Raw genomic sequence first — 16,406 nt, forward strand, 5'->3', positions numbered from 1 at the left:
ACGGGTATAATGAGTATTAAAGAGGTGACCCCATTGAATGATTTTACTTCCTTAGGAATTCAACCTAAGTACGTTAATGCTTTAAAAGAACAATCCATAACAGAACCGACGCCGATTCAAACTGAAACCATCCCTGTACTCTTAAATGGAGAAGACGTGATTGGACAGGCGCAGACAGGTACAGGAAAAACGATGGCATTTCTATTGCCTATGCTTGCGAAAATCGATCCGGAAAAAGATGAGATCCAGTCTCTTATCGTGACTCCGACGAGGGAGCTTGCGATTCAGGTAACCGCTGAATTGAATCAAATCCTTTCTTCTGTGGAAGATAACATACATGTATTAGCCGTGTACGGTGGCCAGGATGTGGAGAAACAGATTAAGCGACTGAAGAATAAGGCGATTCATATCGTGATCGGTACACCGGGACGACTCCTTGATCATGTGCGCCGGGAGACGGTCGATTTTTCGAATGTTTCGTTCCTTGTATTGGATGAAGCGGATCAGATGCTTCATATCGGCTTCTTTGATGAAGTTGAATCGATCATCCGCGAGACGCCGTTCACCCGCCAGACCGCCCTGTTTTCAGCGACGATGTCCAAGGAGATCCGTAAGATCGGGAAGCGCTATATGAATCAACCTCATAATGTGCAGATACGTGAAAAAGAAAAAATTGTGCAGGAAATCCAGCAGGAAATCGTGGAAACGACGGACCGTCAGAAGCTGGATGCCCTCAGTCAGACGATCCACGACGTCCAGCCGTTCCTCGGTATCATTTTCTGCCGGACGAAGCGGAGGGTCAGTAAGCTGCTTGGAGATCTTAAAGCGAGAGGCTTTTTAGTCGATGAACTCCATGGTGACTTGTCTCAGGCGAAACGGGAAAACGTGATGAAGAAGTTCAGGGACGCGAAGCTCCAACTTCTTATCGCAACGGATGTGGCCGCCAGGGGTCTTGATGTCGAAGGAGTGACCCATGTATTCAACTATGATATCCCTCAAGATGTGGAAAGCTACATTCATAGAATCGGGCGCACCGGCCGTGCTGGGAAAGACGGGCTTGCCATCACCTTTGTTGCCCTGAAGGATAAGCAGGACCTGGAAATGATCGAAAAAGGCATCGGACGTTTATTGCCCCGCCGAGTGGTGGAGGTCGTTGCTACTAAAGAAACTCCCAATAGCTCTAAAGAGACAAACGAAAGTGCAAAGGATCGCCGCGAAAAGAATATACAAGCGAGTAAGGAGAGAAAATCAAGGTCTCCACGGGGTGGCAGATCCAGGACCGGTGACACGAATGGTCCGTCCCGCAGCCGAAGGTCCAAGAGTGAAGACACAAATCCCCGCCGCGGTGGTGGTGAATCATCAGGTAACACCCGCGGTAAGCGAAGCGGGTCAACAGGAAGAAACAACAGTGGTAATCAACGAAATAGTGGCAGCAGATCCACTTCGAATCGAAGAGGACGCTAATTTCTTAGGCATGGTGACGAGAAAGTCATCATGCTTTTTTAGATGGTATTGATATCTGAATATTCCCATAAATAGTCCGAATCTGTTAATATAGTCCATATATGATCTATAAATAGAGGGGATGATGTACATATGCACGTGCCATTGGTGTTAACGGATTTTCTGGATCGGGCAGTGGAGTTATACGGGGATAAGGTAGCGATCATCGATGATGAAAAGCGTTTGACGTATAAGCAGCTCGGTGACCGGGTGAATCAGCTGGGAAGGGGACTGAAGGAATTCGGGATAGAAAAAGGGGATAAGGTGGCGTATCTTGCTCCAAATACAACCGAGATGCTGGAAGGATTTTATGGCGTCTACTCTGTCGGAGGAGTCATGACGCCTTTGAATACCAGATTAAAGCCTGCCGATTATCAATTTATCCTCACCCACAGTGAGAGTAAGGCCTTGTTTGTCGATGAGGAGCTCTATCCGTTAGTCAAGCCAATTCTATCAGAGGTCCCTCACTTGAAGCATGTGATCATTCACGGTAAAACGATGGACGGCCATCGGGGCTATGAAGAGTGGCGTGGCTCCTTCAGTCGCGAGACTTTCACCCGTGTAGAACTGGAAGAGTCGGATATTGCGTCCCTTCTTTATACGAGTGGGACGACGGGGGATCCGAAGGGAGTGCTCCTCACACACAGGTCCAATTATTTGCATGCCCTATCGTCCATGCACCATTTGCGGGTGACGGATCAGGATACGCTTCTTCACGTCCTGCCGATGTTCCATGTGAACGGTTGGGGGTCACCATTTTATTATACGGCCAATGGCGCGACCCAGGTGATGCTTAGAAAAGTGGATCCTGAAGTGATACTCGATAAAGTGGAGAAGCATGATGTGACCGTTATGCATATGGCACCGACCGTCCTTAACATGCTCCTCGAGTCCTATCCGGACAGGGAGCGTTCCATCGGACAAAATGTAAGGGTTGTCATTGCCGGCTCTGCCCCTCCTCCGGCATTCGTCCGGAAAGTGGAGGAAAATCTAAAGTGGGAATTCATTCAGGTCTACGGGATGACGGAAATTTCACCCCTTATCACGACTTCTATATTAAGATCTTCGGAACAGGCCCGGCCTAAGGAAGAAACATACCGCCTGAAGGCGAAAGCGGGATACAGCATGATTGGGAGTAAGGTGAAGGTGGTCAATGAACTGGGGGAAGAGGTGCCTCATGATGGAAAAACGATTGGCGAAATCGTGACGAGGACCAATACGGTGATGGAAGGATATTATAAAAATCCGGAAGCCACCAATCAAACGATCAGGGAAGGCTGGCTGCATACGGGAGATATGGCGACGGTCGATGAAGATGGCTACATCGAAATCGTCGACCGGATGAAAGACGTCATCATAAGCGGCGGAGAAAACATCTCTTCCATCGAGGTGGAGGGAGCCCTTTACGAGCATGAAGGTGTCCTCGAAGCAGCGGTCGTGGCCATTCCACATGAACGATGGGGGGAAGTTCCCCATGCAGTGGTGGTTCTAAGAGACGGTCACACATTGACAGAGCAGGACCTGATCGACTTCACGAGAGAAAAGCTTGCCCATTTCAAGGCACCAAAGAGCATTACTTTTGCGAAAGAATTACCTAAAACCGCATCAGGAAAGATCCAAAAAGTGGTGATCCGAAAAGAGTTTTGGAAGGACCATGATCGGATGGTTCATTAATGGGAAAAGGCGTGCAGCTGCACGCCTTTTCTATTTTATGTGGACAAATGCCCTTATTTCATCCATCGGTGCTGCTTGTCGTCTCTGTTAAGGCTTAGGCAGCATAAGTTATAAAAAGGACGTTTTATCTTCATAATAACAGGGAAAAGCAGTTTCTAAGAGTAGATAATTGGAGGGCGTAAAGATGAGTTTAAATTCCCCGTTGGTTCCAAAATCAAAAACGCATTGTACCAATGAGTATGGAAAGTTAAAGAAAGTAGTCGTGGTTTCACCTGAAAATATGCAAATCAATGAAATCATAAATGAGACTCAAAAGCATTTTTTGAAAGAAAATATTGATATAGATAAAGCTGTTTCCCAACATAATACATTTGTTGAAGCGTTGGAGGAAAATGGATCTGAGGTGATCCATCTTCAACCATCGCCTGAATTCAATGAACAAGTCTTCACGAGAGACATCGGTTTCACGATTCATGATCAGTTTTTCGTCGCATCGATGAATACGGATGTCAGGCGGGGGGAAGTGAAAACCCTCAAGCATTGGCTGGAAGAAAATGAGGTGCCTTATAACGAACTTCTCCATTCCATTGAAGGTGGGGATGTCCTCGTTGATGAGGAAAATATCTGGATCGGCGTGAGCGGACGGACAAATCAGCTGGCGATCCAATCCCTGAGGAATCAGCTCACACCCTATACCGTTCATGAGCTTCCATTAAGGGAAGACATCCTCCATTTGGATTGTGTGTTCACCATCATTTCCAGTGACTGGGCACTTGTGTATCCGCCGGCATTCACCAAAGAGGATCTCGAGACCATCAAGAAGCACTACAACATCATCACAGTGACTGATGAAGAACAATTTCAAATGGGACCGAATGTATTGGCAATCGGAAATCAGAAAATCATCAGTCTCACCCAAAACCAAGCCTTAAATGAGCGGATCAGAGCGGAAGGATTTGACGTGATCGAACTTGATTTGTCTGAAATCATCAAGTCAGGCGGGTCATTCCGTTGCTGTACGCTCCCCCTTATAAGAGAATGATAATGAAAAAAACAGGTGACTTTTTGCCTGTTTTTTTTCAATTTACATAAGCTTTACTCTCCTGTATTCGTTTCGTAAATGGTTCTTCATATTTACCCTTTATTCTTCTACATGTACCACGAATTATAGGAGGTAGGGAAAATGAAGAAATCAATGAAGAAGATCCTTCCGTTGGCGGTCGTATCCACATTAGCTCTTGGAAGCGTCATAGGAATGAATCAGGACGACACAGAAGCAAGCGTGAAGGAATCTAAAAACGGCAAAGCCAAGAACGTCATCTTTATGATCGGTGATGGAATGGGTGTACCTTACACTACCGGCCTTCGTTATATGAATGACAATCCTGATACGATGGAGATGGAGAAGACGGCATTTGATCCTTACCTTGTCGGACTACAAACGACGTATCCTGAAGATGAAAAAGAGAACGTAACCGACTCTGCGGCTGCCGCAACAGCGATGAGCGGTGGAGTGAAAACATATAATAACGCGATAGCAGTAGATAATGATAAATCAGATGTAAAAACGGTTCTGGAGCAGGCGAAGGAAAATAACATGTCTACAGGAATCGTCTCTACGTCAGAAATCACCCATGCAACCCCTGCATCTTACGGAGCACATGAAGAGTCACGCAAGAGTGAAGATGCGATTGCCAACGATTATTATGATGAAATGATCAATGGCAAGCATAAGATTGATGTCATGCTTGGTGGCGGTACCGATTTCTTCGAACGTGATGACCGCAATGTGGCACAACAGTTCAAAAAAGACGGTTACAGCTATGTAAAATCAGCTGATGAGCTTAAAAAAGATAAGAATGATCAAATTCTTGGTCTGTTCGCTGAATCCGGAATGGACAAGATGATCGACCGTGATGAGAAGCAGCCAAGCTTAGCTGACATGACAACATCTGCCCTGGACCGTTTGAAAGGCGATAAAGATGGTTTCTTCCTGATGGTGGAAGGCAGTCAGATCGACTGGGCCGGTCATGATAATGATGTAGTCGGTGCCATGAGCGAAATGAGAGATTTTGAACAAGCATTTGAAAAAGTAAGGGATTTTGCGAAAGAAAATGGTGAAACATTGGTCATCGTGACGGCTGACCATTCAACGGGTGGTATCTCGATTGGTTCTGACGGTGAATACAACTGGGATCCAGCTCCAATCCAGGCTGCAAAGCATACCCCTGACTATATGGCACAACAGATAGTAAATGGTGCATCGGTTGAAGAAACGTTAGCGAACAATATCGACCTTGAATTGACTCAGGAAGAAATCGATTCAGTGAAATCAGCTGCTGAAAAAGGCGATCAAACGGAAATCGATAATGCGATCGAGAAGATTTTTGATGAACGTTCAGGTACCGGTTGGACAACGGACGGACATACTGGTGACGACGTACCTGTATATGCATTCGGTCCTCAGAAGGAGAAATTTGCAGGCTTGATTGACAACACAGATCAAGCAAATATGATTTTTGAATTGTTGAAGAATAAAGGCAAAATCAAAGATAAGAAATAATTCGACTGAAAAAGACCATGTTGGGGGTCCCCGACGTGGTCTTTTCTTTTATTATACTTCTTCTAAATCTGAAATGCTGACTTCTGAACGTTCTTCCAGTGGTCCGCGAAGGTGCACAACGGCTGTTTTTCCATCTTCTTTGACAGAGTCGATCCAGACGGAAGCATCCTTGTATTTGACCTGGATGTCAGCTGAAGAAGATAAAATTTGTTTGACTCGATTCTGATCCATATTCAATCCTCCTCTCGTCTCATTTCAAGACAAATTACCTGCAGTTTATTTCTTTGTTTTATTTTTCTGATCTTTATTATGCTTATTCCCCTTGCTGTTATCACCACTTGTGATTTCATTTGCGAACTCTGTCGTGCCGCGTTTAGGCGAGTTTTGGTTTGCACTGCCCTTGTTGTTTTTCTTTGTCAAAGGAATCCCTCCAAATTAGTCTGATGATTATTAGTTTTCGATAATGACATAGGGACTATTCAATCATTTTTTTGAACATATGTCTTTCTTCCTGTATTTAACAATCATGATGAAAATTCATCCCTACTAAACGATAATGAAGAAAACGTCTATTTAAAGGGAGGCAAGGCAGATGCATGAGAAGGTTGAAGGAATCCAGAGGGAAACAGTAATACCCGGCAGATGGTTTATGGATGAAGAGGCAGTGAATACAAGTGGATATCCCATCTTATTTGTTCATGGGATCAATACTTCTTCAGATACGTGGATCCAGGATAATGATATGCTTTCGATCACCCGTGGGGCCGGTTACCAATCGGTCTTCATCGATTTACATCCGGATGAAGATATGTGGAGGAACGGTGAAATATTAGCTGGGAAACTCCTGGAGATGTATGAGTTTTTTAATGAAAAGATGGTGGTCGTCACTCATAGCAAAGGAGGGATCGATGTCCAATCCGCACTGGTCCATTATGGTGCTTCTCCGTATGTTGCAAGGGTCATCACACTTTCGACCCCCCATCATGGGTCAGAGCTTGCAGACCTTGCCTTCAGTAAATGGGCAGGATGGCTGACCGATGCGTTGAAAAGTAAGACAAATGCCGTCTTTTCATTGCAAACCGCGTATATGAAAGGATTCCGGGCTGAGACGGACGGATCTGATCTGACGCAGAAAATCCCAATCTATACATTTGGGGGCACAGGTTGGGGCGGTGCCTATTCTGAATTATTTTGGGGAGGTTTGTATTTAAGCAGGTTCGGTCAAAGTGACGGGGCTGTGCTGGTGAAAAGCTCCAGGCTCTCATATGCGAAGGAAGTGGCGGTGGGGGACTGGACTCATACAACGATTAAACGAGGCAGTGAGGTTTTCCCGTATTTGAAGGATCTTTATAAAGAAGACGTGACGGATGTGGTGTATGGAGAGCTGAGCGAATTGGCACTGGAAGGGGAAACGTCGGCCCTTCACAGGGGTGGGGAATTTGAAGGGAACGGGTTAGAACGATTCTCCGTAGAAGAAGGAGTGGAAAGCATCACGGTAGACTGGATCAGTGATCAAAAAAGTACAGTTTATAAGCTTATCGGCCCCGATGGCAAGGAATATAAGAACTGGAATGTCGCTTTAGATGCCACAGGCTATTTCCCCGGGGCGCATCATCATTCCATCCTTCTGACAAAACCCGTTCCAGGGAGTTGGGAAGTGAAGGCTGTATCCCGTCAAAAAGAACATTATATGCTGAGCATTCTATTTCATAAAAAGAGTGGGGGGGCTTCTCTCGTGAACGCACTGAATGGGGGTCCCCCTTCAGTTAAGAAGACCTATACCATCCACCATTTACCGATGAAAAGTGGAAAGAAACCTTCGACACTCATCACTTCAGAAGATCTGTCATCTTTGCCCCTGGCGGACTTTGAAGAAGGTATCCACAACATCACCACAGACCTGGAAGGGAAAACGGAGCAGGGAAGCGACTTCCAACGAACGATGGTTCAGACAGTGTATGTAGATGGAAAGGGAAATATCTATTAAACGATAACAAAGGTCCGTCCCTATGCATAAAGAGGGACGGACCTTTAACATTATAAGGTGTTCAGGAATTCTGTCACTTGTTCTGGTGATTTGGCGTTGGCGCTGTGCAGGTGGCCGATTTTTTCGCCATTTTTGTAGACGAGCAGGCTTGGGATTCCCATGACGTCGTATTTCTCGGCGATTTCCGGGAATTCGTCCTTATTGATGTCATACCATTTATATTGATTGAATTCTTCCATGATTTCATCAATGAACATATCCATACGACGGCAGTCAGGGCACCAGTCTGCATGGAATTTTACGATGACAGGTTCTGTTGATGTAATAAGATCGTCAAAGGTTTCTTTATTTTTGATTGATTGCATGATGATAACCTCCCTTTCCCACTTATTTTATACAAAACAGAGACTGATTGTAAAACGAATCATTTTTCGACTGATCTTGTACATGATAATATGAGAATACATTTTGAAAGAAAAAGGTGACATTATGCAACCCATTAAAGTCGGTTTAGCAGGATACGGTTTTTCAGGACAAAGCTTTCATCGTCCTTTACTCTCTCATTTAGAGGAATTTCATATAGAAGCGGTCATGTCTTCCAATGAAGAAAAAGTAGTAAACGATCTTGAGGGGACGATCGTCGTGCCTTCCCTTGAAGACCTGCTTCAGGAAGACATCGAATTAGTGGTCATCACCACTCCCAATCACCTTCATTACAGTATGATCAAGCAATCATTATTAGCCGGTAAGCATGTGATCGTAGAGAAGCCATTTGTAACGAATAGCCGGGACGGGAAGGAGTTATTGGCCCTGGCGAAAGAAAAAGGGCTGCACCTCTCTGTTTTCCATAACCGGCGCTGGGATGCCGACTTCTTAACGATTCAGCAATTGCTGAAAGAAGAAACACTTGGACAGATTTTTACATACGAAGCGCACTTTGACCGGTTCCGTCCGACCATCAAGGACAGGTGGAAAGAGAATAAGATCGAAGGGGGAGGCGTCCTTTATGATCTTGGGTCTCATCTGTTGGATCAGGCCCTCACCCTGTTCGGTGCACCGGAATGGGTGCAGGCTGATGTGTTCCCGCAACGAAATCCGGATAAAGCGGAAGATTACTTCCTCATCACACTTGGATACGATGTATTGAGGGTGCAACTCTATTCACGTTCGATCGTACTTGATCCGGGCCCCCGCTATCAGGTTCATGGACTGAAAGGCAGCTTTGTGAAGCATGGTATGGACCGTCAGGAGGATGATCTCAAGGCAGGAAAGAATCCTGTTTCTGAACAGTGGGGAGTCGAAGACGAAGAAAACTGGGGTGTCCTTACGACCATCTCCGGTGAAGAGGTGACATCTGAAGTCATTCCATCTGAGAAAGGGGACTACACTCAATTTTACCTGGGTGTGTACGGGGCGGTAAGAGAGAATTCGTCTCTACCCGTCGACCCTGAAGATGCTTTACAAGTCATCACCATAATCGAAGCCTGCAAAGAAAGTGCAGCAACTGGACGCGTCATCAATATGAACTGAAAAACAGGGCTCCCTGACGTACAGGGAGCCTTTTCCATATCCTATTCCACCGTCCCTGCTTCCAAAATCTGAACATTGGGTTCAATATTGAATTTCACACGCGGATATATACTGTCTTTCCATTCCTTGAAATCAAATCCCCGTACGCCGTGCTTTTGGATTTGACCGATGCCGACAGGATCAATTCCTAGGTCCTGAAATTCTTTCAGCATTCTCATTCCATTTTCTTCAATATCCTTTTTCATTTGTTTCTCCACTTCAATGACTTTATCAGGAGTCAATCTTTTACCGGTATACTCACGGATGATCCCTCGAATTTTGATGCGAATCGTCACTTCTACAGGATCGGCATCATGCTTGACGATAATTTTGTTCTTGGAGATGAGGCTGGTTACAGAGGCTTCGATGGACTTTTCCGCGTGACCGCTGCTCTTTTCTTCTCCCAACTTAATGACATGACTTCCTTCAGCATACTTATCCACCAGCAGTTTGAAGAAAAACATATCTTTAGCAGGGATTTTCGAAACCATCTTATCTTTATTAAATAAAGCTATGCCTGTAATAGCCACACTTTCATTGGAAAGCTGCTTCAAAATCGGCAGATAAGGTGTCTGGCCTTCCTGGAAATAATCATATATGAACATATGAAGGTTGGTTGCAGGCAATTCCCTCCGTGAGATATTATGTTGAATCAAATTGGATAGGTATGTCCCATTTCCTCTCAATCCATAGTTCCCTTTAATGAGCTCTCCGGCCTCCCCTTCAGTCACAGTCAGAAAGAGCCTAGCCCCGACACTCGCATCCCTTTGAAGGGAGTCACCGATATCGATGATTCCCTTTTTGGCAAGATCCTCCCCTATTAAAACAACGTCCAGGCTTCCGCGGACCAGGGGCTGCTGTGATCTTCTTTCCAATTTTTCGAGCACTTCCCTCGTAGAGGAGGCTTCTGCTGACAGCGTCCCGTTTTGAATCGATTTATCGGATAAGTAAATCGGGAAGAGGGCGGTGCCCCTGATTCTATCCTCCCCTACATAGTCGTAGGCTTTCCCTGTTTCGATATATAAATCGTCCAGGATTTCCTTTTCCACACACCCTGTCAGAAATAAGAAACAAATGAGAATAGCTGTGAGAAAATATGTACGTTTCATTGTTTACTCCTCACTTTCTTCATGATGATCACAAGCAACAGAAGAGCAGGAATGTAAAAATAGTTGATATAAAATCCAATCTGCCCTGATACTGTATTCAGGAAGTTCACTTGCTTCCGGTCAGCGAAAAAGGTGAGGGCGGATAAGCATAGCAGGCAGACGATCAATAATGTATGCCTGTGTTTCAGTGGAGTCATCCGTTTTAAGATTCTGCTGGCACACCAAATCGCAATACATACGTTTGGAAGGATGATCAAGCACCAATTGGCAATGCCGATATACTCAAATCGTTCCACAAACGGCATTTCGACGATCTTCCACATGGACAGAGTGGCCCATACGGTCTTTTCCAACTGTTTCTGACTGAAAAACGCAAAAGAAATAATGGCTAATATCGTATAAAGGGTAGTGGTCGTAAAGAGCGCCCAGTGGACATACTTTTGAGATTTCTTAGCCTCTTTCACAAAAGGATAAAGAAGTAAAATGGATTCATAGCCTAAATACGTCAGGGACATGTTCTTAGTGGAAATTAATAGATCTTTCACCGTATGATCGAAGACTGGCAGGATATTTCCAAAGTCTGCATATTTAAAGGTGAAGGCAAACGTTAATATGAGATAACTGGGAAGAAAGATTCCAAAAAAGGCCGTTCCGGTCACGGTACGTACCCCGCCGTTGACAATATAATAAACAAGCACGAGAAAGAGCAACGAAAAGAAGAACGTACTCAATCTCGGATACATCCACACCTGTAATACCTCAATATACGTACGCATAATGGTGATCACCAGCAAGCTGAAATAGATGACGAAGAAGAGACTGAATACTTTCCCGAGCCATTTTCCAAATGCCAGAGTGTGGGCAGTTACGAGATCTCCTTCCACTCTATTTAAAATTTGATACATCATAAACATGATAACGTGAGTGAAAACACCTGCAAGAATGACAGAAATCCATCCATCGTAGCCCGCATTTTTTGAAATGATACGTTGGAATCCAAGGACTCCGGCTCCTACTTGAATGGCATGAATGAGAAAGAAAACCATGAACGGCGATATTTTTCTTCTATCTGGAATCGGCTGCATTTGATCACCTCCAACCATTATTCATCAATATCAAGCTTTTTCTTCCCTTCGGACGGAGGGAACCTGAACGGTTTCTTCGTGCGTAAATATTCCGGACGGCCGCCTTGCCTGCTGAAGGGAAGGCGAATGAGTGCATCTTTCAAGTCTTTTACCCGAGGTGGGAAAATAGGTTCTAAAAACGGTCTGCCCAGAGACGTCAATTGCAGGAGATGTCCCATTAGAAGGCAGAAACAATAAACGATCCCCAACAATCCCCAAAGTTGCGCGAATAAGAGGAAGGGAAAACGAAGTAGACGGATTGTATTACTCATCCGGTAAACGGGAGTGGTAAAAGAAGCAAGGGCAGCAAGTGCAACCAATATGAGCAGAACGTTACTCGTGATCCCCGCTTCAACGGACGCCGTCCCGATAACGATACCTCCAACGATACCGATTGTCTGACCGACCTTGGTCGGAAGGCGTGCCCCTGCTTCCCGCAGCAGTTCGATCGTCAATTCAAGAAACAATGCTTCGAGAATAGGGGGCAGCGGGATTTCTTGTCTTGAAGTGATGAGTGTAGCCATTAAATCTTTCGGTATGAGCTCATAATGATAGGTTAGGGCCGCAACATAAATGGGTGTGATCAAAATGGAGAATGCCACTGCAAATACACGAACCAGGCGCAAGAAAGAAGAAATGAAGAAATTTAAGAAATAATCTTCATATGCGTTAAAAAATTCTACGAGCGTGGTCGGGCCGATCAGAGCATGCGGAGATCCATCCACCATGATGGCAATCTTGCCTTCCGCAAGTACGGACGCTACCCGGTCTGGGCGTTCCGAGTCCAATAGTTGCGGGAAGGGTGACTTACCATTATCGGCAATCAGCTGTTCAACGAATGAACTGTCCATGATTTGATCAAAATCAATATCTCGTAATCGCTGCCGGACCGTATTGACGTTTGCTTCATCTGCCAATCCATCAATATAGAGCAACACAACCCGGGTATGGGTGAGTGTTCCCAGATTGAATTCTTCCACTAACATTTCCTTGATGGGAAGTCGCTTTCTAAGCAGGTTCAGATTATCACTGAGAGACTCTACAAATGCTTCCTTTGGTCCGACGACACTGAACTCTACTTCCGGCTGAGAGACTTTCCTGCCCATTTCGTTCTTCGTCGCGATGAAGGCGAATTTTCTGTTGGAGGCATCCATTGTCAGGAGGGTATATCCGTTATACAATTTCTGTTCGATTTGGGTTTCATCTGTGGAAATTTGAATATCCAATACAGGGACCAGTGTTTTTAGATCATCGAAAGAGTGAAAATCCTTTGAAAGTAATGAAGGAAGGACATCCTCCTGCAGGATCTTTCCATCAATCAACGTCGTGACGAAGTGAAGACTGAACTTCAGCCCTGTATGTGGATTCTGGTAAAAGGCCTGTTTATAATCGGCAGATTTCTCCGCTTCCTTTTTCAGACTCTCATATGATTGTTTCTTACTGTCCTTATCACTGCTTTTCTGGTTCTTAAAGAATGAAAACATACTAATCCCTCATGTCCGATGTGTGGTCTATCCTGTAGTGTTACCGAAAAAAGGAGAATTATGAAAATGAAAGGGGGAGTGAAAAAAACGTAAAGCATTCCCTGAAAATCAGCATACAAAAAAAGCCGGAAAGGGATATGCCCTTTTCGGCTTTTTACAAGAGTCGTTTATTCCTGTTCTAAAAAGTACTTTTCGATATCATCGAGCATGGCATTTGCTGCCAGCACACCGCCTGCTGTGTTCCAAATCGCATCACTTACTTCATAAACCTTGTCTTGTTTTGCTACTTCAAGATTTTTGAACAACGGATCGTTCAGCCACTCTTCAGCAAGTTTGTTCGCTTCGCCATCGCCGGTTTCATATGTGAAGTAGAATAGGACATCTCCGTCCATTGCCGGGATGCGTTCTTTTGTTACACCTTTTTCAGCAAAGTCATCTACATCCTGACCTTCAGGACGTGCGAATCCTAACTGATCCAGGATCACGCCTGAGAATGAATCTTTATGGTAGATTCTTACGTCCCCTGCTAAGAAGCGGACCATGGAAACTTTCTGATTCAATTTGTCTCCGAGCTTACCTTTAAGATCTTCAATTCGCTGATCATACTCCGCTAAGACTTCCTGGCCTTTTTCTTCTTTATTGAGGGCTTTAGCATATAACTCGAAATTCTCTTTCCAGTTACCGCGTAACGTCTCAGCCATGACGGTTGGAGCGATGTCTTTCAACTGATTGTATTGTTCCTCTTGTCGCATTTTGTTCCCGATAATCAGGTCGGGTTGAAGCTTTGCGATGGCTTCCATGTTTAATTCGCTTTCTGTTCCGACGACTTCAACATTTTTCATCTTGTCAGCGATGTGGTCATACCAAGGGTCACCCGTCCATGATTGAACGGCACCGACAGGAGTGACACCCATGGATAGGAGGGCTTCTGTTCCTTCATTTGTAAGGATGACGACTTTCTTAGGCGGTCCTTTGATTTCCGTCGTACCCATTGCATGTTTCACTGTATATGTTTCTTCATTTGTATCGTTACCTGCAGACTCATCTTTTTCTTCTTTATTTCCGCAGGCAGCAAGAAAGAGAAGTGTAGAAATCAGCAGTAATGTTAGTAAGCTCTTTAATTTCATATGTAGATCCTCCTGATATTTTTATCGGTGATAATGATTATCATTTACACTCATAATAGTAGTTGAGAAGGTTTTCATTGTCAATACCTAAATGATAATGATTTTCAAAGTCATTGACGCTCCTTTCATTCTTCTTTAAAATAGAAAGGGAAGAGCAGTACGTGATTGTTTAATTGATTTCCTTTCCTTTAAGGAATAGAAAGGTTAACACATAATGAGAATTCAAAAAAAGATTCTTTTATTTATAGGAACACTTCTTTTTCTTATCCTGTGTATCGGGATCAGTATTGTATACGGATACACGGATACAAGTTGGCAAACAGCTATTGAGGCTTTTTCCAACCCTACTGGATCGACTGAGCATATCGTGCTTCAGACCATCCGGTTACCAAGGGCGCTGATTGCTGCGACTGTCGGTGCATCCCTTGCGATTTCAGGGGTTTTGATGCAGACATTGACCAATAACCCCCTCGCTTCTCCAGGAATTTTCGGAATCAACGCAGGTGGAGCTTTTATGGTGGTCGTAGCGGTTACGCTCTTTGGCATAACCAATCTTCAATCCTTTACATGGATCGCGTTTCTAGGTGCAGCCATTGCAGCGGTCGGCGTATTCGTCATCAGTTCTGCAGGGAATAAAGGCTTGACCCCGATGAAGCTGACCCTTGCTGGAGCGGCGATCACCGCTATGTTTTCCTCCTTTACACAAGGATTGCTTGTCTTGAATGAAGCGGCACTTGAGCAGGTTTTATTCTGGCTCGCGGGATCAGTCCAGGGAAGAAGTTTGGATATATTAAGCGGGGTCTTTCCATATATAGTGGCCGGATGGATTCTTGCTCTCTTCATTGCCGGCAAGATGAACATCCTCGCTATGGGGGAAGATGTGGCGAAAGGGCTCGGCCTGAAAACGAACTTGATTAAATTTCTTGCTTTGGCGGTTGTCGTCCTCTTGGCGGGTGGTTCCGTCGCCGTTGCCGGTCCCATCGGTTTTATCGGGATTGTCATCCCGCATTTAGCAAGGAAGATCATCGGGGTTGACCACAGGTGGCTCATTCCTTTCGCAGGACTTCTCGGAGCGATCTTATTACTGGCCGCTGACGTTTGTGCCCGTTATATCATCATGCCCCAGGAAGTGCCCGTCGGCGTCATGACCGCCATAATAGGAGCACCATTCTTCGTGTATGTGGCAAGGAAGGGGTTTTAACCGATGGATCGATTTATAGGGAAACGATGGCTAGAGGACCGCGTTTCCATGCTCGTTGATTTATCAGCGCTAAAAAAAATAACCATCCTGGGTTTAATTACCTTTCTGGTTCTTATTATGAGTACAGGAATAGGGGACTTGAAGATTGCCCCGTGGAAGGTGATCAGTGTTTTCTTTGGTGGGGGGACAAGTTTGGAGCAGCTCGTGGTGACGTCCTTCCGCCTGCCGCGGATACTCATTGCACTGCTTGCCGGGATGGCGTTAGCCGTAGCAGGGGGAATCCTTCAGGGGATGATACGCAACCCTCTTGCTTCACCGGATATCATCGGTATCACAGGAGGAGCGGGAGCGGCTGTCGTCGCCTTTCTGACCCTTTTCAGCAATGATGATAATACGTTGATGGTCAGCATTAAATGGCTGCCTGTTGCTGCATTCATCGGCGCGACAGTCATTGCCTTTCTGGTTTACTTTTTAGCCTGGCGAAAAGGGGTTTCACCTGTCAGGCTCGTTCTGATTGGTATTGGTATTTCGGCTTTGACTCAAGCAATGACCACATTACTTATGATACTCGGCCCGATTTACAGGGCCAGTCAGGCAAATATCTGGATCACGGGGACGGTGAACGGTTCTGACTGGCAGGATGTGTGGATCCTGCTTCCTTGGAGCCTGGTCTTTATCCTGTTAAGCTTCTTTATTACCCGTCAGCTGAATATACAGGAACTAGGCGAAGAAATCGCCACAAGTGTAGGAGGGAATGTTCAGCGTCAGCGGTTCTTTCTCCTCCTTATGTCAACGGCGTTAGTGGGGGGAGCAGTCGCATTTGCCGGTGGAATCGGCTTTGTAGGCTTGATGGCTCCCCATATGGCAAGGCGGATGGTCGGTTCTTCTTTCGGGGCCCTGCTTCCGACTGCAGCCCTGATCGGCGGGATTCTCGTCATGGTGGCAGATTTGATCGGCAGGACCCTGTTCCTGCCCCTCGAAGTCCCTGCCGGTGTCTTTACGGCAGCGATTGGCGCACCGTATTTTATCTATTTATTATTTAAAACAAGAAATTCTTAAAGGAGT

At 45.3% G+C, this 16,406-nt stretch carries 15 protein-coding genes; 8 read left to right on the plus strand and 7 right to left on the minus strand.

Annotated features, from left to right (window positions below):
* Window positions 1-24 precede the first annotated feature (24 nt).
* The 4 genes from ACSQ2E_RS03375 to ACSQ2E_RS03390 all read left to right on the plus strand — a co-directional run bounded on the left by ACSQ2E_RS03375 (window position 25) and on the right by ACSQ2E_RS03390 (window position 5,740).
* Window positions 25-1,464, plus strand: a complete 1,440-nt coding sequence (locus ACSQ2E_RS03375; RefSeq protein ID WP_435994374.1) for a DEAD/DEAH box helicase — start codon at window positions 25-27, stop codon at window positions 1,462-1,464.
* A 132-nt stretch (window positions 1,465-1,596) separates the two neighbouring features.
* Entirely contained in the window at window positions 1,597-3,177 is a 1,581-nt protein-coding gene (locus tag ACSQ2E_RS03380) for a long-chain-fatty-acid--CoA ligase (protein ID WP_435989348.1), read from the plus strand.
* A gap of 184 nt (window positions 3,178-3,361) precedes the next feature.
* Complete coding sequence (locus ACSQ2E_RS03385; RefSeq protein ID WP_435989349.1) at window positions 3,362-4,219, plus strand: dimethylarginine dimethylaminohydrolase family protein; 858 nt, start codon at window positions 3,362-3,364, stop codon at window positions 4,217-4,219.
* Window positions 4,220-4,360: 141 nt separating this feature from the next.
* Window positions 4,361-5,740 (plus strand): alkaline phosphatase, encoded by a 1,380-nt coding sequence (locus ACSQ2E_RS03390; protein WP_435989350.1) that lies wholly within the window; start codon window positions 4,361-4,363, stop codon window positions 5,738-5,740.
* A gap of 51 nt (window positions 5,741-5,791) precedes the next feature.
* Here ACSQ2E_RS03390 and ACSQ2E_RS03395 read toward each other — a convergent pair whose 3' ends face one another.
* Together ACSQ2E_RS03395 and ACSQ2E_RS03400 are read right to left on the minus strand one after the other, a co-directional pair.
* Entirely contained in the window at window positions 5,792-5,971 is a 180-nt protein-coding gene (locus ACSQ2E_RS03395) for an H-type small acid-soluble spore protein (protein WP_435989351.1), read from the minus strand.
* 45 nt (window positions 5,972-6,016) lie between these two features.
* Entirely contained in the window at window positions 6,017-6,160 is a 144-nt protein-coding gene (locus ACSQ2E_RS03400) for a hypothetical protein (protein WP_435989352.1), read from the minus strand.
* A gap of 172 nt (window positions 6,161-6,332) precedes the next feature.
* On the opposite strand from ACSQ2E_RS03400, the gene ACSQ2E_RS03405 reads away from it, so the two are divergent.
* A complete protein-coding gene (locus ACSQ2E_RS03405) occupies window positions 6,333-7,727 on the plus strand; it encodes an esterase/lipase family protein (RefSeq protein WP_435989353.1) in 1,395 nt (464 codons plus the stop codon).
* A 50-nt stretch (window positions 7,728-7,777) separates the two neighbouring features.
* Here ACSQ2E_RS03405 and ACSQ2E_RS03410 read toward each other — a convergent pair whose 3' ends face one another.
* Entirely contained in the window at window positions 7,778-8,092 is a 315-nt protein-coding gene (locus ACSQ2E_RS03410; RefSeq protein ID WP_435989354.1) for a thioredoxin family protein, read from the minus strand.
* Window positions 8,093-8,216: 124 nt separating this feature from the next.
* Here ACSQ2E_RS03410 and ACSQ2E_RS03415 point away from each other — a divergent pair, with 124 nt between their 5' ends.
* Window positions 8,217-9,257: an oxidoreductase gene (locus ACSQ2E_RS03415; protein ID WP_435989355.1), complete on the plus strand. Its 1,041-nt coding sequence runs from the start codon at window positions 8,217-8,219 to the stop codon at window positions 9,255-9,257.
* A gap of 41 nt (window positions 9,258-9,298) precedes the next feature.
* On the opposite strand, the gene ACSQ2E_RS03420 is transcribed toward ACSQ2E_RS03415, so the two are convergent.
* From ACSQ2E_RS03420 to ACSQ2E_RS03435, 4 genes are all read right to left on the minus strand, one after another.
* Window positions 9,299-10,405, minus strand: a complete 1,107-nt coding sequence (locus tag ACSQ2E_RS03420; RefSeq protein ID WP_435989356.1) for a Ger(x)C family spore germination protein — start codon at window positions 10,403-10,405, stop codon at window positions 9,299-9,301.
* Window positions 10,402-11,490 carry a GerAB/ArcD/ProY family transporter gene (locus tag ACSQ2E_RS03425; protein WP_435989357.1) on the minus strand — a complete coding sequence of 363 codons (1,089 nt, stop codon included), beginning with the start codon at window positions 11,488-11,490 and terminating at the stop codon, window positions 10,402-10,404. Before ACSQ2E_RS03425 ends, ACSQ2E_RS03420 begins: the two co-directional genes overlap by 4 nt.
* A gap of 17 nt (window positions 11,491-11,507) precedes the next feature.
* Window positions 11,508-13,013, minus strand: a complete 1,506-nt coding sequence (locus tag ACSQ2E_RS03430; protein ID WP_435989358.1) for a spore germination protein — start codon at window positions 13,011-13,013, stop codon at window positions 11,508-11,510.
* Window positions 13,014-13,180: 167 nt separating this feature from the next.
* A complete protein-coding gene (locus tag ACSQ2E_RS03435; protein ID WP_435989359.1) occupies window positions 13,181-14,140 on the minus strand; it encodes an ABC transporter substrate-binding protein in 960 nt (319 codons plus the stop codon).
* 214 nt (window positions 14,141-14,354) lie between these two features.
* On the opposite strand from ACSQ2E_RS03435, the gene ACSQ2E_RS03440 reads away from it, so the two are divergent.
* Both ACSQ2E_RS03440 and ACSQ2E_RS03445 read left to right on the plus strand, forming a co-directional pair.
* On the plus strand, window positions 14,355-15,341 hold the full coding sequence (locus tag ACSQ2E_RS03440) for a FecCD family ABC transporter permease (protein ID WP_435989360.1): 987 nt from the start codon (window positions 14,355-14,357) through the stop codon (window positions 15,339-15,341).
* 3 nt (window positions 15,342-15,344) lie between these two features.
* Window positions 15,345-16,400, plus strand: a complete 1,056-nt coding sequence (locus ACSQ2E_RS03445; protein WP_435989361.1) for a FecCD family ABC transporter permease — start codon at window positions 15,345-15,347, stop codon at window positions 16,398-16,400.
* Window positions 16,401-16,406 lie beyond the last annotated feature (6 nt).

Source organism: Rossellomorea sp. LjRoot5, from assembly GCF_964253455.1.
In the GTDB taxonomy this organism is placed as follows: domain Bacteria; phylum Bacillota; class Bacilli; order Bacillales; family Bacillaceae_B; genus Rossellomorea.

Coding starts and splice junctions, on each gene's coding strand:
- ACSQ2E_RS03425 (WP_435989357.1), bottom strand. CDS start 11,490: ATGCAGCCGATTCCAGATAGAAGAAAAATATCGCCGTTCATGGTTTTC.
- ACSQ2E_RS03420 (WP_435989356.1), bottom strand. CDS start 10,405: ATGAAACGTACATATTTTCTCACAGCTATTCTCATTTGTTTCTTATTT.
- ACSQ2E_RS03410 (WP_435989354.1), bottom strand. CDS start 8,092: ATGCAATCAATCAAAAATAAAGAAACCTTTGACGATCTTATTACATCA.
- ACSQ2E_RS03430 (WP_435989358.1), bottom strand. CDS start 13,013: ATGTTTTCATTCTTTAAGAACCAGAAAAGCAGTGATAAGGACAGTAAG.
- ACSQ2E_RS03440 (WP_435989360.1), top strand. CDS start 14,355: ATGAGAATTCAAAAAAAGATTCTTTTATTTATAGGAACACTTCTTTTT.
- ACSQ2E_RS03435 (WP_435989359.1), bottom strand. CDS start 14,140: ATGAAATTAAAGAGCTTACTAACATTACTGCTGATTTCTACACTTCTC.
- ACSQ2E_RS03380 (WP_435989348.1), top strand. CDS start 1,597: ATGCACGTGCCATTGGTGTTAACGGATTTTCTGGATCGGGCAGTGGAG.
- ACSQ2E_RS03445 (WP_435989361.1), top strand. CDS start 15,345: ATGGATCGATTTATAGGGAAACGATGGCTAGAGGACCGCGTTTCCATG.
- ACSQ2E_RS03405 (WP_435989353.1), top strand. CDS start 6,333: ATGCATGAGAAGGTTGAAGGAATCCAGAGGGAAACAGTAATACCCGGC.
- ACSQ2E_RS03415 (WP_435989355.1), top strand. CDS start 8,217: ATGCAACCCATTAAAGTCGGTTTAGCAGGATACGGTTTTTCAGGACAA.
- ACSQ2E_RS03390 (WP_435989350.1), top strand. CDS start 4,361: ATGAAGAAATCAATGAAGAAGATCCTTCCGTTGGCGGTCGTATCCACA.
- ACSQ2E_RS03385 (WP_435989349.1), top strand. CDS start 3,362: ATGAGTTTAAATTCCCCGTTGGTTCCAAAATCAAAAACGCATTGTACC.
- ACSQ2E_RS03395 (WP_435989351.1), bottom strand. CDS start 5,971: ATGGATCAGAATCGAGTCAAACAAATTTTATCTTCTTCAGCTGACATC.